This is a genomic window from Pseudomonas oryzicola (assembly GCF_014269185.2).
Taxonomy (GTDB): domain Bacteria; phylum Pseudomonadota; class Gammaproteobacteria; order Pseudomonadales; family Pseudomonadaceae; genus Aquipseudomonas; species Aquipseudomonas oryzicola.
This window is the reverse complement of the sequence record NZ_JABWRZ020000001.1, coordinates 2,954,478-2,978,792: the sequence shown is the minus strand read 5'-3', so window position 1 is coordinate 2,978,792 and position 24,315 is coordinate 2,954,478. Positions and strand designations below refer to the sequence as shown.

At 64.1% G+C, this 24,315-nt stretch carries 26 protein-coding genes, 1 pseudogene and 1 riboswitch; of the genes and pseudogenes, 12 read left to right on the top strand and 15 right to left on the bottom strand.

The genetic code is table 11. From position 1 onward, the window contains the following. Positions 1-2: 2 nt before the first annotated feature. From mexE to HU760_RS13795, 4 genes are all read right to left on the bottom strand, one after another. Complete coding sequence (mexE, locus tag HU760_RS13810) at positions 3-1,244, bottom strand: multidrug efflux RND transporter periplasmic adaptor subunit MexE (protein ID WP_186676843.1); 1,242 nt, start codon at positions 1,242-1,244, stop codon at positions 3-5. A 252-nt stretch (positions 1,245-1,496) separates the two neighbouring features. Then, entirely contained in the window at positions 1,497-1,790 is a 294-nt protein-coding gene (locus HU760_RS13805; protein WP_186676844.1) for a hypothetical protein, read from the bottom strand. A gap of 84 nt (positions 1,791-1,874) precedes the next feature. After that, the gene (locus HU760_RS13800) at positions 1,875-3,227 is read right to left on the bottom strand and encodes a GntP family permease (protein ID WP_186676845.1); all 1,353 of its coding nucleotides are present in this window, start codon (positions 3,225-3,227) and stop codon (positions 1,875-1,877) included. A gap of 109 nt (positions 3,228-3,336) precedes the next feature. Next, positions 3,337-3,876, bottom strand: a complete 540-nt coding sequence (locus HU760_RS13795) for a gluconokinase (RefSeq protein ID WP_186676846.1) — start codon at positions 3,874-3,876, stop codon at positions 3,337-3,339. A gap of 205 nt (positions 3,877-4,081) precedes the next feature. Between HU760_RS13795 and gnuR the strand changes: the two genes are divergently transcribed. The 3 genes and pseudogenes from gnuR to HU760_RS24715 all read left to right on the top strand — a co-directional run bounded on the left by gnuR (position 4,082) and on the right by HU760_RS24715 (position 6,523). Continuing rightward, complete coding sequence (gnuR, locus tag HU760_RS13790; protein ID WP_186676847.1) at positions 4,082-5,101, top strand: transcriptional regulator GnuR; 1,020 nt, start codon at positions 4,082-4,084, stop codon at positions 5,099-5,101. 66 nt (positions 5,102-5,167) lie between these two features. Next, positions 5,168-5,986, top strand: a pseudogene (locus HU760_RS24720) (PAS domain-containing protein); the annotation flags it as partial. Between the two features lie 42 nt (positions 5,987-6,028). Continuing rightward, positions 6,029-6,523 carry a methyl-accepting chemotaxis protein gene (locus HU760_RS24715; protein WP_437179857.1) on the top strand — a complete coding sequence of 165 codons (495 nt, stop codon included), beginning with the start codon at positions 6,029-6,031 and terminating at the stop codon, positions 6,521-6,523. Here HU760_RS24715 and HU760_RS13780 read toward each other — a convergent pair. The 8 genes from HU760_RS13780 to HU760_RS13745 form a co-directional block, all read right to left on the bottom strand. Then, the gene (locus HU760_RS13780; RefSeq protein WP_186676850.1) at positions 6,498-9,767 is read right to left on the bottom strand and encodes a transporter substrate-binding domain-containing protein; all 3,270 of its coding nucleotides are present in this window, start codon (positions 9,765-9,767) and stop codon (positions 6,498-6,500) included. The two genes, HU760_RS24715 and HU760_RS13780, sit on opposite strands and share 26 nt — an antisense overlap. Before the next feature lie 13 nt (positions 9,768-9,780). Continuing rightward, entirely contained in the window at positions 9,781-10,395 is a 615-nt protein-coding gene (locus HU760_RS13775; protein WP_186676853.1) for a response regulator transcription factor, read from the bottom strand. A 218-nt stretch (positions 10,396-10,613) separates the two neighbouring features. Then, on the bottom strand, positions 10,614-10,856 hold the full coding sequence (locus tag HU760_RS13770) for a DUF1272 domain-containing protein (RefSeq protein ID WP_186676855.1): 243 nt from the start codon (positions 10,854-10,856) through the stop codon (positions 10,614-10,616). 65 nt (positions 10,857-10,921) lie between these two features. Then, the gene (cobM, locus tag HU760_RS13765) at positions 10,922-11,674 is read right to left on the bottom strand and encodes a precorrin-4 C(11)-methyltransferase (protein WP_186676856.1); all 753 of its coding nucleotides are present in this window, start codon (positions 11,672-11,674) and stop codon (positions 10,922-10,924) included. A 34-nt stretch (positions 11,675-11,708) separates the two neighbouring features. Further along, complete coding sequence (locus tag HU760_RS13760; RefSeq protein ID WP_186676857.1) at positions 11,709-12,095, bottom strand: cobalamin biosynthesis protein; 387 nt, start codon at positions 12,093-12,095, stop codon at positions 11,709-11,711. Beyond that, complete coding sequence (locus HU760_RS13755; RefSeq protein ID WP_186676858.1) at positions 12,095-12,781, bottom strand: CbtA family protein; 687 nt, start codon at positions 12,779-12,781, stop codon at positions 12,095-12,097. Before HU760_RS13755 ends, HU760_RS13760 begins: the two co-directional genes overlap by 1 nt. 9 nt (positions 12,782-12,790) lie before the next feature. Beyond that, positions 12,791-12,979, bottom strand: a complete 189-nt coding sequence (locus HU760_RS13750) for a CbtB domain-containing protein (RefSeq protein WP_186676859.1) — start codon at positions 12,977-12,979, stop codon at positions 12,791-12,793. Between the two features lie 92 nt (positions 12,980-13,071). Continuing rightward, positions 13,072-13,293, bottom strand: a riboswitch (cobalamin riboswitch). A gap of 119 nt (positions 13,294-13,412) precedes the next feature. Next, positions 13,413-13,892 carry a GNAT family N-acetyltransferase gene (locus HU760_RS13745; RefSeq protein WP_186676860.1) on the bottom strand — a complete coding sequence of 160 codons (480 nt, stop codon included), beginning with the start codon at positions 13,890-13,892 and terminating at the stop codon, positions 13,413-13,415. A 124-nt stretch (positions 13,893-14,016) separates the two neighbouring features. Between HU760_RS13745 and HU760_RS13740 the strand changes: the two genes are divergently transcribed. The 5 genes from HU760_RS13740 (at position 14,017) to HU760_RS13720 (ending at position 18,057) form a co-directional block, all read left to right on the top strand. After that, positions 14,017-14,646: a LysE family translocator gene (locus HU760_RS13740; RefSeq protein WP_186676861.1), complete on the top strand. Its 630-nt coding sequence runs from the start codon at positions 14,017-14,019 to the stop codon at positions 14,644-14,646. A 21-nt stretch (positions 14,647-14,667) separates the two neighbouring features. After that, positions 14,668-15,552 (top strand): alpha/beta fold hydrolase, encoded by an 885-nt coding sequence (locus tag HU760_RS13735; RefSeq protein WP_186676863.1) that lies wholly within the window; start codon positions 14,668-14,670, stop codon positions 15,550-15,552. Between the two features lie 178 nt (positions 15,553-15,730). After that, positions 15,731-16,618: a pirin family protein gene (locus HU760_RS13730; protein ID WP_186676866.1), complete on the top strand. Its 888-nt coding sequence runs from the start codon at positions 15,731-15,733 to the stop codon at positions 16,616-16,618. 63 nt (positions 16,619-16,681) lie between these two features. Further along, complete coding sequence (locus HU760_RS13725; protein ID WP_186676870.1) at positions 16,682-17,593, top strand: DNA-3-methyladenine glycosylase family protein; 912 nt, start codon at positions 16,682-16,684, stop codon at positions 17,591-17,593. Positions 17,594-17,796: 203 nt separating this feature from the next. Beyond that, positions 17,797-18,057 carry a DUF1652 domain-containing protein gene (locus tag HU760_RS13720; protein ID WP_063914185.1) on the top strand — a complete coding sequence of 87 codons (261 nt, stop codon included), beginning with the start codon at positions 17,797-17,799 and terminating at the stop codon, positions 18,055-18,057. Between the two features lie 20 nt (positions 18,058-18,077). Here the strand turns inward: HU760_RS13720 and HU760_RS13715 are convergent, their stop codons facing one another. The 3 genes from HU760_RS13715 to alkB all read right to left on the bottom strand — a co-directional run bounded on the left by HU760_RS13715 (position 18,078) and on the right by alkB (position 19,880). Further along, positions 18,078-18,692: a Yip1 family protein gene (locus tag HU760_RS13715; protein WP_186676872.1), complete on the bottom strand. Its 615-nt coding sequence runs from the start codon at positions 18,690-18,692 to the stop codon at positions 18,078-18,080. Positions 18,693-18,776: 84 nt separating this feature from the next. Further along, entirely contained in the window at positions 18,777-19,064 is a 288-nt protein-coding gene (locus HU760_RS13710) for a hypothetical protein (RefSeq protein WP_170030093.1), read from the bottom strand. Positions 19,065-19,232: 168 nt separating this feature from the next. Then, positions 19,233-19,880 (bottom strand): DNA oxidative demethylase AlkB, encoded by a 648-nt coding sequence (gene alkB / locus HU760_RS13705; protein ID WP_186676874.1) that lies wholly within the window; start codon positions 19,878-19,880, stop codon positions 19,233-19,235. A 263-nt stretch (positions 19,881-20,143) separates the two neighbouring features. Between alkB and HU760_RS13700 the strand changes: the two genes are divergently transcribed. The 4 genes from HU760_RS13700 to HU760_RS13685 all read left to right on the top strand — a co-directional run bounded on the left by HU760_RS13700 (position 20,144) and on the right by HU760_RS13685 (position 24,315). Continuing rightward, on the top strand, positions 20,144-21,163 hold the full coding sequence (locus HU760_RS13700) for a LacI family DNA-binding transcriptional regulator (RefSeq protein ID WP_186676876.1): 1,020 nt from the start codon (positions 20,144-20,146) through the stop codon (positions 21,161-21,163). A 66-nt stretch (positions 21,164-21,229) separates the two neighbouring features. Next, entirely contained in the window at positions 21,230-22,021 is a 792-nt protein-coding gene (locus tag HU760_RS13695) for an AP endonuclease (protein WP_186676882.1), read from the top strand. Continuing rightward, the gene (locus tag HU760_RS13690) at positions 22,014-22,964 is read left to right on the top strand and encodes a sugar kinase (RefSeq protein WP_186676883.1); all 951 of its coding nucleotides are present in this window, start codon (positions 22,014-22,016) and stop codon (positions 22,962-22,964) included. The genes HU760_RS13695 and HU760_RS13690 overlap by 8 nt, the downstream gene beginning before the upstream one ends. A 58-nt stretch (positions 22,965-23,022) precedes the next feature. Beyond that, positions 23,023-24,315 carry an MFS transporter gene (locus tag HU760_RS13685; RefSeq protein ID WP_186676884.1) on the top strand — a complete coding sequence of 431 codons (1,293 nt, stop codon included), beginning with the start codon at positions 23,023-23,025 and terminating at the stop codon, positions 24,313-24,315.

Genomic DNA, 24,315 nt, shown 5'->3' with positions numbered 1-24,315 from the left:
CCTTAACCGCGTGGCGCCGGGGCGCTGGCGACTTTCACGTTGTTGCCCGCCACCTTCGGCGCCGGGTTGCTGGCCTCCAGCGCCTGGCGCTGCTGGGCGAGGGCAGCGAGGGTCTGTTCGCTGGCCATCGCGGTCTCTTCCGGTGTTACCGGCGAACCTGGGCGTACACGCTGCAGGCCCTTGACCACGATGCGATCGTCCTTGCCCAGGCCGCTGCGCACGATGCGCAGGCCTTCCAGCTTCGGCCCCAGCTCCACGGCGCGGTAGGCGGCCTTGTTGTCCTTGTCCATCACCAGTACGAACTTCTTGCCCAGGTCGGTGCCCACGGCTTCGTCATTGATCAGTACGGCTTGGTACTGGGCGCTGCCCACCAGCTTCAGGCGGGCGTACAGGCCCGGGGTGAACTGGCCGTCGCTGTTGTCGAACACCGCGCGACCACGGATGGTGCCGGTGCGCGGGTTGACCTGGTTGTCGACGAAGTTCATCTGGCCCAGGTGCGGGTTGCCGGTTTCATTGGTCAGGCCCAGGTACACCGGCGTGCTCTGGCCACGCTGGCCTTCGCGGGCCAGCTGGGTGTACTTGAGGTACACGCGCTCGTCGGCATCGAAGTAGGCGTACACCTTGTCGGTAGACACCACACTGGTCAGCGGCGTGACATCGGCAGTCACGATGTTGCCGGCAGTGAACTGGGCACGGCTGACACGGCCGCTGATGGGCGCGGTGACACGGGTGAAGCTGAGGTTGAGGCGCGCGAGGTCAAGCTGCGCCTGGATCGCGTCGACCCCGGCGCGGGCTTCGGCGGCGGCGCTGCTGCGCGACTCGGCCAGCTCTGCAGAGATGGCGTTGCTGTCACGCAGGCGTTCGCCGCGGCGGGCTTCGTTGGCGCTGCGGATGGCAGTGGCCTTGGCCTGCTGCAGTTGTGCTTCGAGGCGGCGGACCTCGGCCTGGAACGGGCGCGGGTCGATCTGGAACAGCAGGTCGCCTTTCTTGACCTGGGCGCCTTCGGTGAATGCCACCAGGTCGATCTGGCCGGACACCCGTGGGCGCACTTCGACGGTTTCCGGGGCCTCGAGGCGGCCGGTGAACTCGTCCCATTCGTTGATCGGTTGCTCGATCACCTTGGCCACACTGACCTTCGGCGCGGTGGGAGCCTGCACAGCGTCGGGGGTTCGGCCGCAAGCGCTGATCACCACCACCGCCAAGGCAGCGAGGGGAAAGCGCATGGGTTTGAGTGATTGTTCCATGGAGAACTCCGCCAATGTATAAGTAGTGGGCGGAGTGTGAGTGTCTTGCGCGCGAGGCACGAATCGAACGGGACGAAGGTTATTATCACGCTGAATGATATCTGCGGATCAATCATCGACGGCGGGCATGGCCAGGCGGTCAGGGCGCGTGCCAGAGCGCCCCGCTGTGTGCAAACAGGGCGACGTGCGACTTGGTCAATTAGCAGGGTCAAGGCACCCACTACAAGCTGGAACAGTGGGCAAGTCCGCGCTTCAACGCTGACTGTCGCCTGGGCCCTGGCGCCCGCTGCCTTCCGAGCCACTGCCATCCATTCCCGGCAAGTCGCGGTTATCGTTCTGCTTCGCTGGCGGGCTGTCGGGGTCGTTGCCCTTGATGCGCGGATCGGTGTCCCGTGGCACGGGCTTCTCGATCGGATTGAGGGTGCTGTCCACGCCCGGCTTGGGCGCCGGGCTGTGCGGGTCGTCGGGGTAGGTGGGGCCGGTACCGGCCGCCAGGGCCAGCGGCGTAGCGAGCAGGGCGATCAACAGGATGCTTGGGCGGTGCATGGCAGTCTCCTTTGCTTCGGGTAGGGCTGGTACTCCGTTTTGGCCCTACCCGAAACTTCAGGGTGCCATCACCCCGATCAACGGTCACACCACCAGTGACAGCAACAGGATGAAGATGATGCCGACGATCGACAGGATGGTCTCCATCATGCTCCAGGTCTTGAAGGTTTCCGCCACGGTCATGTTGAAATACTGCTTCACCAGCCAGAAACCGGCATCGTTGACATGGGACAGGATCAGCGAGCCGGCACCGGTGGCCAGCACCAGCAGTTCACGGTTCACACCCGGCACCAGGTCGATCACTGGCGCGACGATACCGGCGCCAGTGATGGTGGCGACGGTGGCAGAGCCGGTGGCGATGCGGATTACCGCGGCTACCAGCCAGGCCAGCAGGATCGGTGAAATCTCAGCCTGCACGGCCATCTGCCCGATCACGTTACCCACGCCGGTATCGACCAGCATCTGCTTGAAGCCGCCGCCGGCACCCACGATCAGCACGATCGCGGCGGTCGGTGCCAGGCTCTGGTCAAGCATTTTCATGATCTGCTGACGGTTGAAGCCACGGGCCGCGCCGAAGGTGTAGAAGGCCAGCAGCAGGGCAGCGAGCAGGGCGGTGATGGGATGGCCGATCAGGTCCATCCACTGGCGCACGATGTGCTCGGCGGGCAGTACCACGTCGGCGAAGGTTTTCAGCAGCATCAGCACCACCGGCAGCAGCACGGTGACCAGGGTGATGGTGAAGCTCGGCAGGTTGCCCTGGTCGGACTCCTTGGCGATCTGGTCCATCAGCTCTTGCGAGGGGCTGCCCGGGATGTAGCGGGAGATGAAGTTACCGAACAGTGGGCCGGCGATGACGGCGGTAGGCAGTGCCACTATCAGGCCGTAGAAGATGGTCTTGCCGATGTCGGCGTGGAAGATGCCAATGGCCAGCAGCGGGCCCGGGTGCGGTGGGACCAGGCCGTGCACCACCGACAGGCCGGCCAGCAGCGGGATGCCGATCTTGATCAGCGACACCCCGGAGCGCCGGGCAACGATGAACACCAGCGGGATCAGCAGTACGAAACCGATCTCGAAGAACAGCGGGATACCCACCAGAAAGGCGGCGAACATCATTGCCCAGTGCACGTTCTTCTTGCCGAAGGCGCGAATCAGCGTTTGCGCGATCTGGTCGGCGCCACCGGAGTCGGCCATCAGCTTGCCAAGCATGGTGCCGAGGGCAAGCACGATGCCGACGAAGCCCAGAACGCCACCAAAACCGTCCTGGAACGATTTCATCACCTTGGCCACCGGCATGCCGGAGGTCAGGCCAAGGAAGCCGGCCGCGAGGGTCAGGGCGACGAAGGGGTGGACTTTGAAGTGGGTGATCAGCAGGATCAGCCCGACGATGGTAACCAGCGCGTCGAGCAGCAGGAAGGTATCAGTAGCCAGTCCGAACATGGTTTGAAGGCCTCGGTATTATCGTTGTTTTGGCGTAGATTTTTTGAAACTTTGCCCGCATATACGGGTCGGGTAGCGCTGTCTTTGCCAAGCCGGTGAAGCCGCCGGGTCAGGCGGTTTGTGCCAGGCTCCGCTCACCGTGCTGCTTTAGCCAGCTGTCCACCGCTTCGGCAAGCGCTTCCACGGGCTGGGTGGCGTCAAGAGCCAGGGTCAGGGGTTCGCCACGTGGCGATTCCAGGGCGGCGAACTGGCTGTCGATGAGGCTTGCCGGCATGAAATGCCCAGGGCGGGCCAGCACGCGTTTTTCCGCCTCGGCGGGGGACAGTTCGAGGAACACGAATACCAGCCCGGGCATGGCCTGGCGCAGGGTTTCGCGGTAGCGGCGCTTGAGTGCCGAGCAGGTCAGGATCGGACGCTCACCCGCCTGGGTGGTTGCCTGCAGTTCCTCGCCGAGGCGCACCAGCCAGCCAGCACGGTCGCTGTCGTCCAGGGGGATGCCAGCGCTCATCTTGCGGATATTTTCGGCAGGGTGGAAAGCGTCGCCTTCGATCAGGCGGCCACCGCTTCGGGCGGCGATGGCTGCGCCGATGCAGCTCTTGCCGCAACCGGCCACGCCCATCACCACGATGGCAGACAGGGGAGAATTCATCAGTACCTCCTGCGGGTGAGATAGCGCTGTCTCGTCGCCGACGAACAGTCACCTCCCCGGTGTTATTGATCTTGTCTTACGCAGTATGGACGCTCGGCGGCGAGCCGATGATGGCTGCGACCAAAGATTACGTTGCCTGCGTCCTGAGACAGCGCTACCTTAGTGGCCGTTCCCTTTCCTTGCAAGTAGTAAAATTACAACATTCATGTCCCGCATCGGCTCTCGCACTACAGGTCGTCCTACCCTGGCAGAAGTTGCCAGGCATTCCGGGGTTTCCCCGATTACCGCATCGCGCGCCTTGCGTGGCGTCAGCACGGTTGCCCCGGAGCTGGTGGAAAAGGTCCTTGCCGCAGCGGCGAGCCTGGGCTATGTGGCGAACCCGGCGGCCCGTGCCCTGGCCTCGGCCCGCAGCCAGTCGGTGGTGGTATTGATACCTTCGTTGTCCAACCAGCTGTTCATCGACACGCTGGAAGCCATCCACGATGTCATGCGTCCGCGTGGGTTGGAGGTATTGATCGGCAACTATCACTACGATCTGGCCGAGGAAGAGAACCTGATCCGCAATTACCTGGCCTACCAGCCCTGCGGCATGCTGTTGACCGGTTTCGAGCGCAGCGAGGCGTCGCGGCAAATGCTGGCGGCCAGTGGTGTGCCCTGTGTGCACATGATGGAACTGAACGGCGATGCCGGGGCATTGTCGGTCGGTTTTTCCCAGCAGCAGGCCGGCCGCGCTGCGGCGCGCCATTTGATCGAACGCGGGCGCAAGCGCCTGGCGTTTATTGCTGCGCAGCTCGACCCACGGGTGATGCAGCGCGCCGAAGGCTTCCGCCAGGCGCTGGCCGAGGCCGGCTTGCAGGCGGCCGAGCTGGAGGTGCTGGCGCCGGAACCGTCTTCCATCGCCCTCGGTAGCGCGCTGTTCAGCCAGCTGCTGCAACAGGCGCCGGATGTCGACGGCATCTTCTTCTGCAACGACGACCTGGCCCAGGGCGCGGTTCTGCAGGCGTTGCGCCAAGGGGTCGAGGTGCCACGGCAGGTGGCGATGGTCGGTTTCAACGACCTGCCGGCTTCGGCGCACATGGTGCCGCGGCTGACGTCGATTCGCACGCCCAGGGCCGCCGTAGGACGCGGTGCGGCACAAGCGCTGCTGGCGTTGCTCGATGGCAAGCGGGTACCGAACGCCCAGCAGGACCTTGGCTTCGAATTGATGGTGCGGGAAAGTACCTGAACGTCGAACGACTCTGTAGCGCGCAAAGGTGATGGCACTGTGCTTGCATGGCCCTGACGGCGATCTATGCTCAGGACACCGCGCATACAGGAGGCCGTCGCCATGTTCGATTTTCATCGCAAATCCGATCTGGTCGAGATCCGGCGCAGCCAACAGGCTTTGGCCGGCCTGCAGGCCAAGCTGGCGGCGATCAGCCACTCAATGGCCATGATCGAGTTCGCCCCCGACGGCACCATCCTCGACGCCAACGAACGTTTCTGCCAGGCCATGGGTTACAGCGCCGACGAATTGCGCGGCAAGCATCACCGGCTGTTCTGCCACCCGGACTATGCGAAAAGCGCGGAATACCAGCAATTGTGGCGTGAGCTCGGGCAGAGCAAAGCCATCAGCGGAACCTTCGAGCGCGTCGCCAAGGCTGGCCGCGAAGTCTGGCTGGAGGCCAGCTACATGCCGGTGCTGGATGAGCCGCAGCAGGTCAGCAGTGTGATCAAGATAGCGTCCGATATCAGCCAGCGGGTGGTCGAGGAACACGAGAGCGAAAGCCTGCTCAAGGCCATCAGCCGGTCGATGGCGGTAATCGAGTTCACCCCGCAAGGCCGGGTGATCACGGCCAACCAGAACTTTCTCGACACCATGGGCTATCGCCTGGAAGAGGTGATCGGCCGCCATCACGGGTTGTTCTGCCTGGCGCATGAGCGCGAGTCGGCAGGCTACCGCGAGTTCTGGGCATCGCTCAACCGTGGCGAATACCATTCGCACCGCTTCGAGCGCCTCGACAAGCACGGCCGGACGGTCTATCTGGAGGCTTCCTACAACCCGATCTTCGACAGCAAGGGCCGCTTGTACAAGGTGGTCAAGTTCGCCAGCGACATCACTCGCCAAGTCAGTACCCAGCAGAGTGCTGCCGATGCCGCCCATGCCAGCTCGGTGCAAACCGACGCCTGCGCACGCAAGGGCACCCAGGTGGTGCAGCAGGCCGTGCAGGTGATCGAACAGATCTCCCATGAGCTTAACGACGCTGCTCGCAGCATCGATGCGGTGAGTAAACAGTCGGATGTGATCGGCCAGATCGTGCTGACCATTCGCGGGATTGCCGACCAGACCAATCTGCTGGCGTTGAATGCAGCCATCGAGGCGGCCCGCGCCGGCGAGCACGGTCGCGGTTTTGCCGTGGTAGCCGACGAGGTGCGCAGCCTGGCGGCGCGGACCAGCAAGGCCACCCTGGAAATTGTCGAGGTAGTGCGGCAGAACCATGACCTGTCACTGTTGGCGGTGGCCAGCATGCAATCCAGCCTGACCCGCACCGGGCATGGCGTGGCCCTGGCCAACGAGGCCGGCACGGTGATCATGGAAATTCAGCAGGGTTCACGGCACGTGGTGGATGCCATCAGCCAGATCAGTTCGACGCTGCAATTGCACTGAGCGCATCGCCCAGCTCGCCTAGCAGCGTCTGCAAGCTGTGTTCAAGTTGCGGGCGCAGTTGCGCCGTTGGCAGGCCCTGACCCTGGGCCTGTTCGATGGCTTCGCACGCTTTGACCAGCGCGCGCATCTTGAGCATCTTCGCGCCGCCCTTGATCCGGTGAGCCAGGGCGCTCACGGCCTCGTCGGGAGCGTCTGCAGCCAGTGCGCGCAACGTGGCCAGGTCTTCGCTGACGCTTTGCGACAGTTGTTCCAGCAAATGCCGGGTCAGTTGTTCATCGTCCTGGGTCAGGTGGCGCAGCTCGCCGAGGTCGAACCCACTGGCGGGGTGTGCTGGTGGCTGGTGCCGGGGCTGGGCCTGGGACAGATGGGTCTTGAGCGTACGTAGGCCGATCGGTTTGAACAGGCATTCGTCCATGCCGCTGGCCAGGCAGCGGGCGCGCTCCTCGGCCTGGGCGTTGGCGGTCACGCCGAGAATCCGGCACGGCGCCAGGCCGCGCTCGCCCTCGAGGCTGCGGATACGACGGGTCAACTGGTGGCCGTCCATGACCGGCATGCTGCAATCGGTAATCACCAGGTCGAAGTGAGCGGTCTGCCAGTGTGCCAGCGCGACTTCGCCGTTTTCGGCCAATGTCACGCAGTGCCCCAGGCTATGCAGCTGGCGCTCCAGCAGCAGCAGGTTGGCGGGGTAGTCGTCGACCACCAGTATGTTCAGCGGGCCGCTGCTGCTTTCCAGTGGCGGGGCATCCTGTTCGGCCTGGGACGGTGCTGTACAGGCGGGCAGTTGCAGGTTGATCTGCACCTTGGTGCCCACGCCTTCGACGCTCTGCAAGCTCAAGGTACCGCCCATCAGCTCGGCCAGGGTTCGGCTGATGACCAGGCCCAGGCCCGCGCCCTGGCGGGCCCGCGGGCCCTCGGCCTGGACAAAGGCGCTGAACAGCCGGGCCTGGTCGGCAGGGCTGATGCCGATGCCTGTGTCCCGCACCGTCAGTTCCACCGTCAGTTGGTCGGTGTCGGAGGCCAGGAGCAGCAGGCTGGCCTGGACCTCGCCACGGTCGGTGAACTTGATGGCGTTGCTGATCAGGTTGGACAACACTTGCTTGAGGCGCAGCGGATCAGCCAGGACCCAAAGCGGCGCAGCAGGCAGTTCGCTGTGCAGGTGCAGGCCTTTGGCTCGCGCGTTGCCTTCGAACACACGCACACTGGCCCGTACCAGCTCGACCAGGTTGGTGGGCACCGGCTGCAGGGTGATATGCCCGGATTCGATACGGGAAATGTCAAGAATATCGCCGATCAGCTCAAGCAAGCCGATGGCCGAATCGTGCGCGGTTTGCAAGGTCTGGGAGTCGCAGTGGCCGCTGCGGCTATCTTCCAGGGCCAACTCGAGCAAGCCGATCACCGCATTCATCGGGGTACGGATTTCATGGCTCATGGTGGCCAGGAAAGTACTTTTGGTCTGGCTGGCCTGCTCGGCATCGTCCTTGGCCTGACGCAGTTGCTCCAGCAGGCCTCGGCTCAGTGCCAACTGCGCTTGCAGGGCATGCTGGGCCTCGGTGCGCTGATTGATCAGTTTGCGCAGGTAGCTGTTCCAGAACACCACCCCGGCCAGCAGCAAGGCCGACAGCACCAGTACCTGCAGGGCCAGGGTGCGGTAGTCACGCCAGGGGCTGTCGCTGACCAGGGTGCTGGTGCGCCAGCGGTTGATCAACTGGTCCAGTTCGTCCGGGGGGATGCTCAGCAGTGCCTTGTCGAGGATTGCCTGCAGCTGGGGCTGATCTGCGGCCACGGCAAAGGCCGCGACGGCTGGGTCTTCGTCGAGCACAGTGGTGATGCGCAAGCGGTCCTTGAACACGTGGTTGATGTAGTAGGCTGCATTGATATGGCTGCTGAGGGCGACGTCTGCATCGCCGTTGGCCACGGCCTCCATCAGGCCCAGCGGGTTATCCACCTCGACCACTTTGGCCTGGGGGTAGCGCCGCTGCAACATGGCCCGTTGCGGGGAGCCGCGTACCAAGGCAATGCGCTGGCCGTGCAGGGCGTTGGCCAGTACGGGCGACGTGGGCTCGCTGCGGGTGACCAGTACCCGTGGGCTGACCAGGTAGGGGCGGGTATAGCGCAATCGCTTCGAACGGTCCGCACCGTAACCCAGGGCACCGATCATCTGCGCATCACCACGCATCAGGCGCTCGATCATCGCATGTGCCGAAGGGCTTTCGACCGGCCGGAAGCGTAGCCCCGTGCGCAGCGATATCTGCTTGAGCAGATCGAGGGTGATGCCGCTGGGGTGATGCTGGGCATCGTTGAAGGTCAGCGGTGCCAGCGATGTATTGATCAGTACGCTGACGTTGGGATTGGCGGCAATCCAGGCTTCTTCTTCATCGGTCAGGGCGGCAAGGTGGCGCTGCAGCAGCAGGCTGGTGTTGCCGCTACTCCAGCGACGCAGGATGTTCAAGCGTTCGCTTTCGCTGATGCGCGTCAGCGCCTTGTCGACCAGCCGGCGCAGGCGCGGGTTGTCATTGGCCAGGGCGAAGGCAAACGCTCCGGGCGCGACCTGACAGAAGTGATCGATCTTCAATGTGCCCTGGTAACTCTTGCCAATCGTGAAGTCGGTGCTGATGGCATCGCCCAGGTAGGCGTCGGCCTCACCCAGTTCGACGGCAGCCAGGCCAGCGAGGGTGGAGCGATACAGGCTTAGGTGGGCCTTGGGATACAGGGCATGGACAGTGTTGGCGGGCAAGTAGTGGTCGACCATGGCCAGGCGCAGGCCAGCGAGGTCCGAGGCGCTTTTCAAGCGCTGTCCCTCGCGGGTGACGATGACCGGAAGGTCTTCGGCGTAAGGGGCACTGAGACTGAGCTGGGCGTCGGCCGCCTCGAATGCGTTGGAACTGCCCAACAGGTCGATACGGCCATCGCGTAGCGCAGCAATGGCTTCGTGGCGGCTGTCGAAACGGCGTACCTCGATATCGACGCCTAGCTGCTCGCCAATGATGCCTGCGTAATCGGCGCTCAGACCTTCATAGTCACGTTGGCTGACATTGATTTCCAGCGGCGGGTAGTCGGGCCGCGAACTGCCCAGCAGCAGACGTTGACGTTGCTGCAACCATTGCCGGTCCTCGCTGGAGAGTGCCAATGGAGCGGCGGCACTGAGCGAGCGGGCCAGCAACTGGCGGGGCTCGCTGTTGGCCAGCAGCGCACTGGAACTGGCCAGAGCAACGGCCAGGAGGGCGCTCGCCAGCAGGTGTTTCATCGCGGCTGCACGCTCACTGGGCACCGTTGCGCTTGGCCAGGTCGACCATTTCCACCAGGGATTCGGTCTTGAGTTTTTCCATGATGCGGCCCCGGTAGGTGCTGATGGTCTTGGCGCTGAGGTTCATGCAGAAGCCGATGTTCTTGTTGTTCTCGCCGCGCGCCAGGCGCCGCAGCACTTCCATTTCACGGTTGGACAGGCTGGCCAGGCGCACCGGCTCGCTTTCCAGGGAGTTGCTGTTGACCGACATCTGCGGGAAAGTCGAGTAGCCCTTGACCAGGGCCTTGAGGGCAAACAGCAATGCCTCGTGGTCTTCTTCCTTGGTGACGAAGGCACCGATCCCGGCGTCCAGGCAGCGCCGTACGTACAGGTCGGTCGCTTGCCCGGTCAGGACCATGATCTTGGGCACCGGCTCCAGGCATTGCAGGCGTTTGATCACCTCCATGCCATCCAGACCGGGCAGGCCGATATCGAGAATGACCACATCCGGGCGCAGTTCGCGCGCTACCTGCGCCACTTCACTGCCATTGCCGGTCTCACCGATGACATGGAAGCGCTCGCGCTCGAGCAGTATGCGCAAGGACAGCCGGACGATGGGGTGGTCGTCAACAATCAGTACGGTTGTCATGAGGGAAACTCCTGTCGGGATGTGGTCCGCTTCCTGGAACACTCAGGAATACGTCGGCAAGTGGGTTTATCGGAAGCGCTGCACGATACGACCATTCCCGAAATTTGGTAATGCCGAGTATAGAAGTGTTGAAAGTCCCCGCGCTTGTTGTTGAAAAGTCCTACAAATATGGGAAGCATCACCCTACCAAAGCGGTGATGTCCATTGGTTGAGGTCGGTCAAGCGCAGGCGGCATGCGCCTTGTTCACACGCTGGGTTGAGGCAGGATTGTTGGTCAGCGCCTGGCCAACCCGCGTCGGGCGGGCCACCAGCTGGCCGGAGCAGTTCGGGCAGCGCCCCTGGAAACGGGTTTCGGCACAGGTGCGGCAGAACGTGCATTCGAACGAGCAAATCAACGCATCAGGGCTGTCACCCGGCAGGTTGGTATCGCAGCACTCGCAGTTGGGGCGTAGATCCAGCATTGGCATGACTCCTGTTCGCGGTAGGAACAGGGAGTCTGCTATGCCTGCGACGAGCCTGGCAATGCTCAGTTTCCAGGGCGATACAGATGGGCGTGCCCGGCACGGTACAAAGCCGACTCGGCGAACGGTGTGTCGCCGAGCACAGGGCCGACCAGGATCAGCGTGGTACGCCGAAAGTCCTTCGCTGCTGCGCGTTGGACGATATCGCCCAAGGTGCCACGCACCCAGTCCTGGTCTGGCCAGGTGGCGCGATGCACCACCGCCACCGGGCAGTGGGCGCCGTAGTGCGGCAGCAATTCATCGACAATGCGCGGCAGGTGCCGGACCCCCAGGTGAATCGCCAGCGTGCTGCCATGCCGCGCCAGGTCGCCCAATTGCTCGCCGGGTGGCATTGGCGAGCTATCGCCATAGCGGGTCAGGATGATCGTCTGGGCGACGTTCGGCAGGGTCAGTTCGCAGCCGAGCAGGGCGGCGCTGGCCGCTGTGGCAGTGACCCCTGGAACGATCTGGTAATCGATGCCCAACGCCTGCAGGTGGCGGATCTGTTCGCCAATGGCGCCGTACAGGCTGGGGTCGCCGCTATGTACCCGGGCCACGTCATGGCCTCGCTCATGCGCGCTGCGCATGGCGGCGATGATCTGCTCCAGGTGCAGTTCGGCACTGTTGATCACGGTCTCGGCCTGATGGCCCGCGAGCACCGCGGCAGGGACCAGCGAGCCGGCATAGATGATCACCGGGCACTGGCGGATCAGCCGTTGCCCCTTGACTGTGATCAGTTCCGGGTCGCCAGGGCCGGCACCGATGAAATAGACCGTCATGGAAAGTCCTTGCAGAAAAGTTGCGGTGAAACCTTCAACAGGCCAGGGCGAGGGTCGCCGGGCCCAGTACCTGACGCGTCAGCAGCAACCTGGCGGTGCCACGTCGCTGGGTGGCCAACGCCAGTGCTGAGCTTTCTGCCACGCCCCAGCAGCCGCTGTGGGCATGCGCTGTGGCAGAGCGGTGGCTGAGCTGCGCCTGGTAGGCTTGTAGCTGCGCGGTAGGGTACAGCACCAGGGGCACGGCGAGGCGTTCGGCCAGCTGTTGCAGGCCAGGTTCGTCGGCCTTCAGGCTGATACTGGCGATACCATGCAGGTCGGCCAACGCCAGGCGCTGATTGCTCAGGGCCTGGTGCAGCAACGCTTCCAATGCCTCCGCCGGGCAACCCCGGCGGCAGCCGAAGCCGGCATAGAAGGCCGTCATCAGGCCTGTTTGGCGCGGCGGAACAGCCAGGCGCTGAGCAGGCCCAGGGCCAGCCAGAAGGCGGCGTTGGTCAGCCACGAGGCAAGCTTGAACTGGCCTTCCAGCGCCTCGGGGGCCAGGCTTTCATGCACCTCGGGTTGTGGCGCGCCAATCACATGCGGGACCACCAGCAGGGCGGCGCCCAGCACTTTCAACAGCCAGTGGCGGGCGAACACCAGCAAGGCCAGGCCCAGGGCGGTAGCGCTGGCCGTGCCAATCCACCAGGCCTGGCGTTGCTCCAGGTCGGCGGCAGCGGTGCCTGGCAATTCCGGCGGCAGGCCCAGTGTCGGGGCCAGGCAGAACACGGCAAAGCCGGCCAGGCCCCACAACGCACCGATGCTGACGCGCCGCGGTTCGCGCAGGCTGTACAAGGCGCTCAGGATCAGGGCGAAACCGACTGCGACCACCAGGTTGCCGCCGGTGGTCGACAGCACACGCTGCCAGCCGTCTTCCGGCGACCAGGCTTCAGCGTTGTGCTCATGGGCAGGCACTTCGCCGTCATGTTCGTGGTGGGTGGCGGGCGCCGACGACTCGTAGGTTTCCGCTTCAAGAATCAGCGGAGCGACCCAGAAGCTTTGCAGCAGGGTCAGCAGCAAGGCTGCCAGCAGCCCGCTGAAGCCCGCGACACGGGCAATGCGCATGATCATCAGGGGTACTCAGTGGCAGGGGAAGGCGGCGCTGTGGCGGGTGTCGTGGGCAGCGTTGTGCACGGCCTCGATGTGCGAGAAACCGGCGAAATACACCAGGCACAGGCCCAGCAGGCTGGCGCCGACGGCGATCACGACGCGCTGGCTGAGGGTGACGGGGGTGGTAAGGCTGTGTTGCTTGGCGCTGATGACGGGCATGACGCGTTCCTCTGCTGTTTGGGGCAATGGGCAAGCGCGGCAGCCCCGGGCGTGACGGCCCAGGGGGATGCAACAGCGCCCGCCCACCGCGGGGTGTTCATGAACGCCAGGCCGGTCTCCGGGCTTGCGAGGAGGAGTCGGGCTCCTGGAAAGCATCACCTTCCCATGCCCGACTACAGGGCACAGTGGTCTTGACGCTTCGCTCGCTTACCGTTGCGGGGGCAGCACCGGCTTTGCCCGGCCCTGCTGGAGAGCCATGACGCACCGGTTTCCCGTTTCACCCCCAAGGGGGCACCTGAACGCGAGGTGTAAGAAGAGCATGGGGCGGGCCTGGCGTCAATTGCCAGATGCCTCTGGGGCAGTGCATTGGCTGGCGCCGGGCATGCGCTGCGAAGGGCTGCGCGGCAGCCGCGGCAATGCGCGAATGGCCTGATCAACCGCGCGCAAATGCCGCCAGCTTTTCGCCATCCAGTCGATAGCGTACCCACTCATCCTGGGCCTCGGCCCCCAGCGATTGGTAGAACCCGATCGCCGGCTCGTTCCAGTCCAGTACGCTCCATTCAAGCCGTCCGCACTGGTTGGCCAGCGCTTCGCGGGCAATGTGTCGCAGCAGTTGCCGCCCGGCACCGTCGCCGCGTTGTTCAGGGGTCACGTACAGGTCCTCGAGATAGATGCCGTTGCGCCCCAACCAGGTTGAATAGCTGTAGAAATACACGGCAAAGCCGATCGCCCGGCCATTGCGCTCGCAGATCAGGCTGTGCACCGTGCTGCCTTCGCCGAACAGGCTGTGCTCGATATCGGCAACGCTGGCGATCACCTCGTGGCGGGCGCGTTCGTATTCGGCCAGTTCGGTGATGAAGGCCAGGATCTGCTCGGCATCGGAGCGTACGGCAGGGCGAATGGTGACGGTCATGGCGACGGCTTCCTTGGGCTCGTGATGTCGGTACAGTAATGTGTATCTACGTAATTTGTCGAAACTGTACCAGTCGCGGAGAAGGCAACTTCGCTAGTGTGGCAGCACCCATGAAGAAAATGGAATGCCCGCCATGCTTGCCTCTGCCGACCTGCTGACTGCCTTTGTGCTATTTGCCTTCGTATCCTCGATCACGCCAGGCCCCAACAACACCATGCTGCTGGCGTCGGGGGTGAACTTCGGTGTGCGCCGCTCGATTCCGCACGCCATGGGCATCAGTGTCGGTTTCATGGTGTTGGTGCTGGCTGTCGGCCTGGGCCTGGGCGAGGTGTTCAAGGCTTGGCCGACGCTGTACACGGTACTGCGCTATGCCGGCGCCGCCTACCTGCTGTACCTGGCCTGGAAGATCGCTACCTCCGGGCCGGTCGGCACGGCCTCGTCCAGCGCCCGTAAACCGTTGGGCTTCTGGGGGGCTGCGGCATTTCAATGGGTCAACCCAAAGGCCTGGGTGATGGCGGTGGGGGCCATTACTACCTATACACCGACGCAGGGCTACGTGGCCAACGTGATCGTCATTGCGGCCTTGTTCGCCTTGGTCAACCTGCCCAGCGTAGGGGTCTGGGTGATGTTTGGCAGCGCCCTGCGCAAGCTGTTGCAGAACCCGCGCTGGCTGATGCTGTTCAATGTCCTGATGGCCTTGCTGCTGGTGATTTCACTGTACCCATTGCTGTTTGTAGAATCGGCGTTTTCCTGACCCCGCGAGTACAGCAAGCCGATGCAGTTGGTTCCCTGGTCCCATGAATGCGCCGAAGGTTTCACCCTGCGTGGCTGGCGGACCCCAGCCAGTGGCAGGCCGTTGCTGCATTTTTTGCACGGCAACGGCTTTTGCTGCCTGGCCTATCAGCCACTGCTGATGCGTTTGAGCGAGCATTTCGACCTGTGGCTCAGCGATGTCCAGGGCCATGGCGACAGCGACCATGGCGGGGTATTTCGAGGTTGGAATCGTACCGCTGCGCTGGCTGTGGACGCTTTCGCCGCCGGGCGTGGCGAGTATGGCGACGTACCGCGATTTGCCGTGGGGCACAGCTTCGGGGGCGTGCTCACGGGGCTGATCCTGGCCAATGAGCCGCAACTGTTCAACCGCGCCGTGCTGCTTGATCCGGTATTGTTCAGTCGGCGCATGCTCGGGGTAATGGGCGCGGCCGCATTGCTTGGCCTGCACCGGCGCCACGCCCTCGCACGCAAGGCCGCCGGCCGCCGCAGCCACTGGCCTGATCGAGAGGCAGCGCTGGCTTCGCTGCAAGGCCGCGGTATTTTCAAGGGGTGGACCGATGCAGCGCTGCAAGCGTATGTCGAGCATGCCATCGGTGATTGCGGTGAGGCGGTGGTACTCAAGTGCCGACCCAGCCGCGAAGTGGAAATATTCAGTTCGTTCCCCCGACGCCTTTGGGCCAGCCTGACGGCGATCCGCACACCCACGCAGGTGTTGTATGGCGAGCACACGTATCCCTTCGTGCCGCATTCGGTCCAGCGCCTGGCCGCGCTCAATCCTCTGGTGACCGGCAGGCAGGTTGCCGGTGGGCACTGCTTCATGCAGGAATATCCCGAGGCTTGTGCCGATGCCGTGCGGGCCTTCCTGCTGCAGCAGCCGGCGGGGTAGTTTTCCAGGCAGCATTGGGCAGGACGGCGTGGGGAATGTTGGGCTTTGCCCGAGCCTACGCACACACGCCATATGCTTCTGATTGTCCTCCAGGTGGAACGATGTATGTCGTTTCAGCCAGCTACTGCCTGATTGGCATCGCTGGTAAGGTGATCGCAGTCAAGAGAGGAGTCTTCTCATGAAAAGCATACTGGGTATCCACCGCAGCCCTCACGCCCATTGGGTGGGTGATGGCTTCCCGGTGCGCAGCCTGTTCACCTACGACAGTCTGGCCAGCAAGATCAGCCCGTTTCTGTTGCTGGATTACGCTGGCCCTCATCCGTTCACCCCGACCAGCGCGCGGCGCGGCGTCGGCCAGCATCCCCACCGCGGCTTCGAGACCGTGACCATCGTCTACCAGGGCGAGCTGGAGCACCGAGACTCCACGGGTGCTGGTGGCTTGATCGGGCCCGGTGACGTGCAATGGATGACCGCTGCCAACGGCATCATCCATGAGGAGTTCCATTCCCAGGGCTTTGCCCGCAGCGGTGGCATGCTGGAAATGGTCCAGCTGTGGGTCAATCTGCCGGCGCGGGACAAGCGAGCAGCTGCTGGCTACCAGACGCTGCTGGCCAAGGATATCCCGGTGGTCATGCTGGACAGCGAGGGCGGTAGCCTGCGGGTGATCGCGGGTGACTATCATGGGTACTCGGGGCCGGCCCGAACCTTTACCGCCATGGATGTCTGGGACTTGCGCCTGAATGCCGGTGCCACGCTGCGCCTGCCGGTGGCCGCCGGGCGCAACGCGGCGCTGGTGGTGTTGCGCGGCAACGTGCGCATCAACCACGAGCGCGAAGCTGGCCCGGCCAGCCTGGTGTTGCTTGACCGGTCGGGTGAAGATGTCGCCGTCGAAGCGCTGGATGGCGCCAGCGTACTGCTGCTCAGCGGTGAGCCGATCGATGAACCGATCGTGGGTTATGGCCCGTTCGTGATGAACAGTCAGGCGGAGATTGCCGAGTCGTTCGATGATTTCCATGCCGGGCGGTTCGGGCAGATGCACGATGCGCGGGATACGGCGGAACCTTGACTGAAGAACCTGTACCGGCGAAAGGGCCGGTACAGGCAATGCATTTGCTGGCATGATGCGGCCATGGTCAAACTCACTTCCCTGCACATGGTGCGCCGATCACTGCCTGGCACCAGCCACCATACCCTGTGGCTACGCTACCGCGCCCCTTACCATTGGCCCTCGACCCTGGACTTCCTCGCCGCCCGCTGTATCCCTGGCGTCGAGACTTGTGTGAACGGCACCTACCGCCGGTCGCTGGTGGCTACCGGGCGGCATGCGGTGGTGCACGCCACACCTTCGGGTAACCAGTACCTGCGCATCCGTCTTGAAGGCGTTCCGGCCCGGGCGCTGCCAGGCCTGATCGCCAGGCTGAGGCGGGTCTTCGACCTTGATGCCGACCCCGCGTACATCAATGCCGCGCTTTCCCACGATCCGCTGATGGCCCGCTTGCTGCAGAAGCGCCCAGGCTTGCGCGTGCCACAAGGCTGGGACGCCTGTGAGCAGGCTGTGCGCACGGTGCTGGGCCAGCAGATCAGCGTGGCCGGGGCCATGACCCTGGCCGGCCGCCTGGTGCAACGCCATGGTGAAGCCCTGCGCCTGGCTGTGCCGGGCTTGAGCCACGTTTTCCCGGCACTGTCGGTATTGGCGGCTGCGCAGTTCGATAACATGGGGATGCCACGTGCACGTGCAGCGACCCTGGGTACGCTGGCCAACGCCTTGCTCGCCGAACCCGGGTTGCTGCAGCGCGGGCAACCGCTCGATGCACTGCTGCGCAACCTGTGCCAGCTCAAAGGGATCGGCCCTTGGAGCGCGTACTATCTGGCACTGCGCCAGGCCGGCGCAGCCGACGCCTTGCCGTTGGGCGACGTGGCCTTGGCCAAGGCGCTGCGCAGGCTGGAAGGCGATGAGGCGAACCTGGCCGAACGGGCCCTGGCCTGGCAGCCCTGGCGGGCGTATGCGGCCCAGCACCTGTGGGCTTCGCTGGGGGCCTGAGGGGACCGCTCGTCGTTAAATTCGCCATTGCATCCGAACACTCGGCGCGCACCGGCAATCTTCCACTAAGGTGCTAAAGGATTCCCGCATGATCATTGTCCAGGCGCTATGAATGGCTGCCCAGGCATGCGCAATATCAATTGGCACCCCGCCTGGCAAAGGTGTACTCACACAACAGGCCATCCCACAGAGAGGGTCATACCATGTCGTTGATAGGAGTTTCGATGCTGGAGATGCGGCAGATGATCGAGCAGGCCTGCCTGCCCGACCGCTGTGAAGTCAGCTGCCCGGACGGCGCCAACCTGACCATCCGCCTGGGTCAGGGCCAGAGTCTCGATGAGGGCGTGACCCTGAGCGGGGTCCCGCTGCAAAGCCTCAACAGCTGCCGCGACCTGGTCAACCTGGTCGGGCAGCTGCACGCGCTGCGTGACAGTCACCCCGCACCACTCAAGGCGATTGCCTGAGGGGGCCCTTTGCGCTCCGGTCAGCCCAGGCTGGCCGGGCGCACATATTCCGGCATCAGGCCGTTGAACCAGAACAGGATCATCGCCACCAGGATGGTCACCAGCAGCAACAGACCTACCCCCCACACACAGGTCGCGAACAGCATGGCCTGTTCTTTCTTCAGCCGCAGGAAGGTCTGCAATCCGCCATACAGCAATACACTGGCATACGCCGACGCCGCCAAAAGCGCGACCACGGCCAGCCAGCGGATCGGCAGCAGGCCGACCACCCCGGCAAAGAACCACGGCGTGGCGCAGTAGGCAGCAAAGCCGATGCACTGGTTAAGGCTGGGCTGAGCATCGAAACCTCGCGACATCCAGCGAATCATTACCCCCATCAGCATGACCCCGACCACCGTGGTGACGTAGAGCAAGGCGGCCAGCTGCGCGGCACTGCCCATGCTCAGGCGCACCCGCTCCTCGGCCGCAAGGCTCCAGCCGAACGTGGTGGTGCCGACGAACAGGCAAACGGCCGGGATCAATGCCATGACCAGCAGGCGCGGCAGGTATTGCTGCGGGTGGTCTTCTTCTGCCCGGCGGATGTCCAGCCAGGCGTCGGCGGGATGTGTGAAGAGCTTGAGCAACGGACTGTTCATGACGTTCTCCGGCAGGCGTGGGCTCTTTTGTATGGAGATGCGCCGTGCCTGGCAGGTTCAGCCGGGTTGCCCACCGTTGATCGGCTATTGCAGTTCCAGCAGCAGGTTCAGCCCGCCATCCCCGCACTTGCCCTGGTCGCGAACCACGCCGTGGTAGCTGCGCCCATCCCAGACAAACGCCACGCTGTGGGCGCGCTCCACCTTGTCGGGCAACGGCGGGCAGATGTGCAGGCGCAGGCCTGGGCGACCTTGCAGGTTGAGGGCGGCAATCTGGCACTGGCATTCCATGCTCTGCGCGACCGGGCCGAACAGGGTGTCGCGTACGTAATCGAGCTGCAGGGAGGCATTGGGCGCGCGGCAGGGCATTTTCATGGTCGCGCTACTCCGGTGCAAAGACGGCTGGCAGAGTACAGGTAGGGCATGGCGGGCTCCAGGCTGAAAATGGCGTGGCCTATCTTTTGAAGCTTGCCAGGCCAAGATGTTCAACCTGTTTCATGCGCGTTCATCCAATTTGCGCCGATGCTGCAGCACAGGCCTGGTTCAGCGCCCGGCCTTGCGCAAGGTCAGGTTGATCCGCCGTTCACCCAGGCGCGGATGCACGCCGGGCTTGATCGGCAGCACGCCATGGAAGCGCAAGCGGTCTTCACCACCCCAGACCAGCACATCGCCATGGTTCAGGGCGATGTGGCGGGTCTTGTCGGCGCGCTGCAAGCCACCGAACAGGAACACCGCCGGCAAGCCCAGGGACAGCGACACGATCGGTTGACTGAAATCCTGCTCGTCGCGGTCCTGATGCAGGCTGAGGCGGGTACCGGGAAGGTAGTGGTTGACCAGGCAGGCATCCGGCACGAAACCGTCGAACCCGGCCATGGCCGCCGCACGGCTGGCCAGGGCAAGCAGTACCGGGGGCAGGGCGGGCCAGGGTTGGCCGCTGAGCGGGTCGCAGTGGCTGTAACGGTAGCCCTGTTCATCACTGACCCAACCCAGCGTGCCGCAGTTGGTCAGCCCTACTGCCATGCGCAGGCCGCCCGGGGTGTACATGTGCCGGAAGGGCGCGGCACGCAGCACCGGGCGCAGGGCGTCGAGCAGAGGCTCGACTTCGGCCAGGGCAAAGCCGGGCAGCAGCACGGTGTGGCTGGCCAGGCGTTGCGCCTGGGTGCCGAACAGGTCGAGGTCGGACTGGATCATTGGCTGGAGTGTCGGGCCGGGTAGCAGCCATTGTACTGCGCTTGACGGGCCAGGCCTATTCATGGGCAAGCCCGTTGCTAACCACAAGTCATGTTGAGCGAAATGAAATCTATTGATAATTATCAATAGGTTGACGCTGATAATTAAAGTCAAAAATCACCATTTGCACGGCTTGTCGACCAACGGCAGGTTGACGAACGCGCACGGTTTTGCTGTATTGAAACCGGTTTCATCGCTACCAGCACAAGCATAAGGAACAACCCATGCCCGACGCGCCTGCCCATGCCCGTGAACGAGTCACCATCAGCGAAGTCGCACGTGTCGCGGGCGTTTCCAAGGCCACCGTCTCGCGTTATATCGGTGGCGATCGGCAGTTGCTGGCCGAAGCCACTGCCAAGCGCCTGGAGCAGGTCATCGAGCGCCTCGGTTACCGCCCCAACCAGATGGCTCGTGGCTTGAAGCGCGGTCAGACGCGGCTGGTCGGCATGCTGGTAGCCGATATCCTCAACCCCTATTCGGTGGCCGTTATGCACGGCGTGGAAACCGCCTGCCGCCAGCACGGCTACAGCCTGGTGGTATGCAACACCAACCGCGACGACGAGCAGGAACGTCACCACTTGGTGGCGTTGCAGTCGTACAACGTCGAAGGGCTGATCGTGAACACCCTCGGCCATCACCCCGGTGAACTGCTCAATCTGCAGCGCGACATCCCCATGGTGCTGGTCGACCGCCAACTGCCCGAGCTGAATGTCGACCTGGTGGGGCTGGACAATGCCGACGCAGTCGAGCAGGCCCTGGACCACCTGCAAGCCCAAGGCTACCGCGATATCCTTGCGGTCACCGAGCCGCTGGATGGCACCAGCTCACGCCTGGAGCGGGTTCAGGCGTTCGCCGCGTCGATCGGCCGTCGCCCTGGCATGCGCCAGCAGGTGCTGGAGAGCACCCCTGCCTTGAATGGCCAGCTGGCTTCGTTTCTCGCCGGCAATGGCCATGGCCCGCAGGCCATCTTCACTTTCAACGGCATCGCCACCCTGGCCGTGACCCGGGCCCTGCACGACGCCGGCTGCAATCTGTTCGCGGACGTCGGGCTGATTGCCCTGGACGACCTCGACTGGTACCCCTTGGTCGGCAGCGGCATCACCGCACTGGCCCAGCCCACCGAGCGTATCGGCATGGCAGCATTCGACAGCCTGCTGGCTCGTCTGCGCGGCGGTAGCGGTGCGGCCAGGCGCATCGACTTCAAGGCCAACCTGATCATCCGCGGTTCAACTCCCCGACAGTAGCCAACGGCAGGTGACTGCCTGCTGGTGCCGTCAAAAAATGAAACCGGTTTCACAAGGACAACAACAATGTACGCGAACCCCGTTTCCATCAGCCTCTCCAGTTACGGTGCCGATTTTGTCAGGCAGCGTGGCCAGGAGCAGTTCCTTGACCTGCTGGCTGCCGCTGGCGTTAGCCGGGTGGAATTGCGCGAGGAACTGTTTACCTGTGCACCGGATACTGCAGCGCTGGCTGCGGCCATTGCCACGCTGCGCCTGGACTGCGTGTATTCCACACCACTTGAACTGTGGACGGCGCGAGGCCTGCCTGACCCACAACTGGTGCACAAGCTGGCAACCGCACACGCCCTTGGCGCGGTGGCACTCAAGGTTTCCCTGGGGCACTACCGGGAAGGTTGCGATATCGCGGCCCTGGCACGGCTGTTGCCAGGGCCCGGGCCGGTGTTGCTGGTGGAGAACGACCAGACCGTGCAGGGTGGCAGAATCCAGCCGCTGCAGCAGTTTTTCCAGCGTGCGGAAGACCATGGGCTGAGCCTGGGCATGACGTTCGACATTGGTAACTGGCAGTGGCAGGGCGAGCCTGCCCGGCAGGCCGCACGCCTGCTCGGCCGCTGGGTGCGTTACGTGCATTGCAAAGCCGTGCAGCGCCTGGCCGATGGCCGCCTGGTTGCCGTACCACCCCAGGCCGCGGACCTGCAGGAATGGGTTGCGCTGCTGGCCGAGTTTGTCCCCGGTGTGGTGCGCGCTGTCGAATATCCCTTGGCCGGCGATGATCTGCTGGTGCTGACCCGCACCCACGTGCGCAACTTGTCGGCGCTGGGGCGGCGTGCAACAGCGCACGAGGAGCCGAGCCATGCATGAACATGACGTGCTGTGTTTCGGGGAGACCATGGCCATGTTCGTCGCCGAGCAGACCGGTGACCTGGCCAGCGTCGACCAGTTCGGCAAACGCATCGCCGGTGCTGACAGCAACGTGGCCATCGGCCTGGCGCGGCTCGGCTTCAAGGTCCGCTGGCTGAGCCGGGTGGGTGACGATTCGCTGGGCCGTTTCGTGCTCGACAGCCTGCGCCGCGAAGGCCTGGATTGTTCGGGCGTGGAAGTCGATGCCAGCTATCCCACCGGCTTCCAGCTCAAGGCCCGCTGCGACGATGGCAGTGATCCGGCAGTGGAGTACTTCCGTCGTGGCTCGGCGGCCAGCCGACTGTCGCCGGCAATGATTCGCCCGGGCTGGCTGCAGGCTCGCCACCTGCACGCCACCGGGATCCCGCTGGCTCTGTCGGAAGGTTCTCGGGCGCTGTCCCATGCCCTGGTGGATGGCATGCGCGCCGCCGGGCGCAGCATTTCCTTCGATCCCAACCTGCGTCCCTCGCTGTGGCCTGACCAGGGCAGCATGGTGCGCGAAATCAATGCCCTGGCGGCCAAGGCTGACTGGGTGTTGCCAGGCCTGGAGGAGGGCCGGCTGCTGACCGGCCAGCAGGCTCCAGCAGACATCGCGGCGTTCTACCTCGACCTGGGGGTGAACCGGGTGGTGATCAAGCTGGGCGAGGCGGGTGCCTACTTCCGCGGTGCCGAAGGCGAAGGCCTGGTCGCGCCGGTGCCGGTCAGCCGCGTAGTGGACACCGTCGGTGCCGGCGATGCCTTCGCTGTCGGCGTGCTCAGCGCGCTTCTGGAAGGGCGGTCCATGGCCGAGGCCGTGGCGCGTGGCAACTGGTGCGGCAGCCGCGCCGTGCAGTCGCGGGGTGACATGGAAGGGCTGCCGCTGCGCCATGAACTGGAGGCTCACGACTTGCGCAGACGTGCATGAACACCTCGTACCTCGAATCACCTGCTGCAACAAAAACAACAAGCTCAGGAGAAATCACATGCAAAAGCAAAACCTGGCCCCTCGCCGCTGGTGGTACATCATCCCGATCGTGTTCGTTACCTACAGCCTGGCGTACCTGGACCGCGCCAATTACGGCTTCGCCGCCGCTTCCGGGATGGCCGAAGACCTGCACATCACGCCCGTACTGTCATCGCTGCTGGGGGCGCTGTTCTTCCTCGGCTACTTCTTCTTCCAGGTACCCGGCGCTATCTATGCCGAGAAGCGCAGTGTGAAGAAGCTGATCTTCGTCTGCCTGATCCTCTGGGGCGGCCTGGCCACGCTCACCGGTATGGTCAGCAACGTATACATGCTGGTCGGCATCCGTTTCCTGCTCGGGGTAGTGGAGGCGGCAGTGATGCCGGCGATGCTGGTGTACCTGTGCCACTGGTTCACCCGTGCCGAGCGTTCGCGTGCCAATACCTTCCTGATGCTTGGCAACCCGGTGACCATCCTGTGGATGTCGGTGGTGTCGGGCTATCTGATCAAGCATTACGACTGGCGCTGGATGTTCATCATCGAAGGCCTGCCTGCGGTGGTCTGGGCGTTCTGCTGGTGGCGCCTGGTCGACGACCGCCCGGCCCAGGTGGACTGGCTGAGCGAGCAGGAAAAGACCGCCCTGCAGCAGGCGCTGGCCGCCGAGCAGCAAGGCATCAGGCCGGTGAAGAACTACCGCGAGGCGTTCCGTTCGCCGCAAGTGATCATCCTCGCGCTGCAGTATTTCTGCTGGAGCATCGGCGTATACGGCTTCGTGCTGTGGCTGCCGTCGATCCTCAAGCAGGCGGCCAAGGTCGATATCGTACAGGCCGGCTGGCTGGCGTCAGTGCCGTACCTGGCGGCGGTATTGGCCATGGTTGGCGTGTCGTGGGCGTCTGACCGCTTGCAAAAGCGCAAGCGCTTCGTCTGGCCGCCGCTGCTGATCGCCGCCGTGGCCTTCTATGGCTCGTACGCCTTGGGTAGCCAGCACTTCTGGCTGTCTTACGCGCTGCTGGTGGTGGCCGGCGCCTGCATGTACGCACCCTATGGGCCGTTCTTCGCGATCGTGCCCGAAATCCTCCCGGCCAATGTCGCTGGCGGCGCCATGGCGCTGATCAACAGCATGGGGGCGCTGGGCTCGTTCGGCGGTTCGTGGCTGGTGGGCTACCTCAATGGCGCCACCGGTGGGCCCGGTGCCTCTTACCTGTTCATGTGTGGCGCGCTGCTTGTCGCAGTGGCGCTGACCGCCGCACTGGATACTTCCCAGACGTCCGGCCAGGCCAAGCGCGGCGGTTCACGTCTGGCCATGAGCCAATAG

What these genes read in the sequence shown, in the direction of transcription:
- HU760_RS13750 (WP_186676859.1), bottom strand. Translation starts at nt 12,979, where the DNA reads ATGCCCGTCATCAGCGCCAAGCAACACAGCCTTACCACCCCCGTCACC.
- gnuR (WP_186676847.1), top strand. Translation starts at nt 4,082, where the DNA reads ATGTCCCGCATCGGCTCTCGCACTACAGGTCGTCCTACCCTGGCAGAA.
- cobM (WP_186676856.1), bottom strand. Translation starts at nt 11,674, where the DNA reads ATGACGGTCTATTTCATCGGTGCCGGCCCTGGCGACCCGGAACTGATC.
- HU760_RS13775 (WP_186676853.1), bottom strand. Translation starts at nt 10,395, where the DNA reads ATGACAACCGTACTGATTGTTGACGACCACCCCATCGTCCGGCTGTCC.
- mexE (WP_186676843.1), bottom strand. Translation starts at nt 1,244, where the DNA reads ATGGAACAATCACTCAAACCCATGCGCTTTCCCCTCGCTGCCTTGGCG.
- HU760_RS13725 (WP_186676870.1), top strand. Translation starts at nt 16,682, where the DNA reads ATGGTCAAACTCACTTCCCTGCACATGGTGCGCCGATCACTGCCTGGC.
- HU760_RS13755 (WP_186676858.1), bottom strand. Translation starts at nt 12,781, where the DNA reads ATGATCATGCGCATTGCCCGTGTCGCGGGCTTCAGCGGGCTGCTGGCA.
- HU760_RS13700 (WP_186676876.1), top strand. Translation starts at nt 20,144, where the DNA reads ATGCCCGACGCGCCTGCCCATGCCCGTGAACGAGTCACCATCAGCGAA.
- HU760_RS13735 (WP_186676863.1), top strand. Translation starts at nt 14,668, where the DNA reads ATGCAGTTGGTTCCCTGGTCCCATGAATGCGCCGAAGGTTTCACCCTG.
- HU760_RS13760 (WP_186676857.1), bottom strand. Translation starts at nt 12,095, where the DNA reads ATGACGGCCTTCTATGCCGGCTTCGGCTGCCGCCGGGGTTGCCCGGCG.
- HU760_RS13720 (WP_063914185.1), top strand. Translation starts at nt 17,797, where the DNA reads ATGTCGTTGATAGGAGTTTCGATGCTGGAGATGCGGCAGATGATCGAG.
- alkB (WP_186676874.1), bottom strand. Translation starts at nt 19,880, where the DNA reads ATGATCCAGTCCGACCTCGACCTGTTCGGCACCCAGGCGCAACGCCTG.
- HU760_RS13800 (WP_186676845.1), bottom strand. Translation starts at nt 3,227, where the DNA reads ATGTTCGGACTGGCTACTGATACCTTCCTGCTGCTCGACGCGCTGGTT.
- HU760_RS13710 (WP_170030093.1), bottom strand. Translation starts at nt 19,064, where the DNA reads ATGAAAATGCCCTGCCGCGCGCCCAATGCCTCCCTGCAGCTCGATTAC.
- HU760_RS13740 (WP_186676861.1), top strand. Translation starts at nt 14,017, where the DNA reads ATGCCCGCCATGCTTGCCTCTGCCGACCTGCTGACTGCCTTTGTGCTA.
- HU760_RS13805 (WP_186676844.1), bottom strand. Translation starts at nt 1,790, where the DNA reads ATGCACCGCCCAAGCATCCTGTTGATCGCCCTGCTCGCTACGCCGCTG.
- HU760_RS13715 (WP_186676872.1), bottom strand. Translation starts at nt 18,692, where the DNA reads ATGAACAGTCCGTTGCTCAAGCTCTTCACACATCCCGCCGACGCCTGG.
- HU760_RS13695 (WP_186676882.1), top strand. Translation starts at nt 21,230, where the DNA reads ATGTACGCGAACCCCGTTTCCATCAGCCTCTCCAGTTACGGTGCCGAT.
- HU760_RS13780 (WP_186676850.1), bottom strand. Translation starts at nt 9,767, where the DNA reads ATGAAACACCTGCTGGCGAGCGCCCTCCTGGCCGTTGCTCTGGCCAGT.
- HU760_RS13770 (WP_186676855.1), bottom strand. Translation starts at nt 10,856, where the DNA reads ATGCTGGATCTACGCCCCAACTGCGAGTGCTGCGATACCAACCTGCCG.
- HU760_RS13690 (WP_186676883.1), top strand. Translation starts at nt 22,014, where the DNA reads ATGCATGAACATGACGTGCTGTGTTTCGGGGAGACCATGGCCATGTTC.
- HU760_RS13730 (WP_186676866.1), top strand. Translation starts at nt 15,731, where the DNA reads ATGAAAAGCATACTGGGTATCCACCGCAGCCCTCACGCCCATTGGGTG.
- HU760_RS13795 (WP_186676846.1), bottom strand. Translation starts at nt 3,876, where the DNA reads ATGAATTCTCCCCTGTCTGCCATCGTGGTGATGGGCGTGGCCGGTTGC.
- HU760_RS13745 (WP_186676860.1), bottom strand. Translation starts at nt 13,892, where the DNA reads ATGACCGTCACCATTCGCCCTGCCGTACGCTCCGATGCCGAGCAGATC.
- HU760_RS13685 (WP_186676884.1), top strand. Translation starts at nt 23,023, where the DNA reads ATGCAAAAGCAAAACCTGGCCCCTCGCCGCTGGTGGTACATCATCCCG.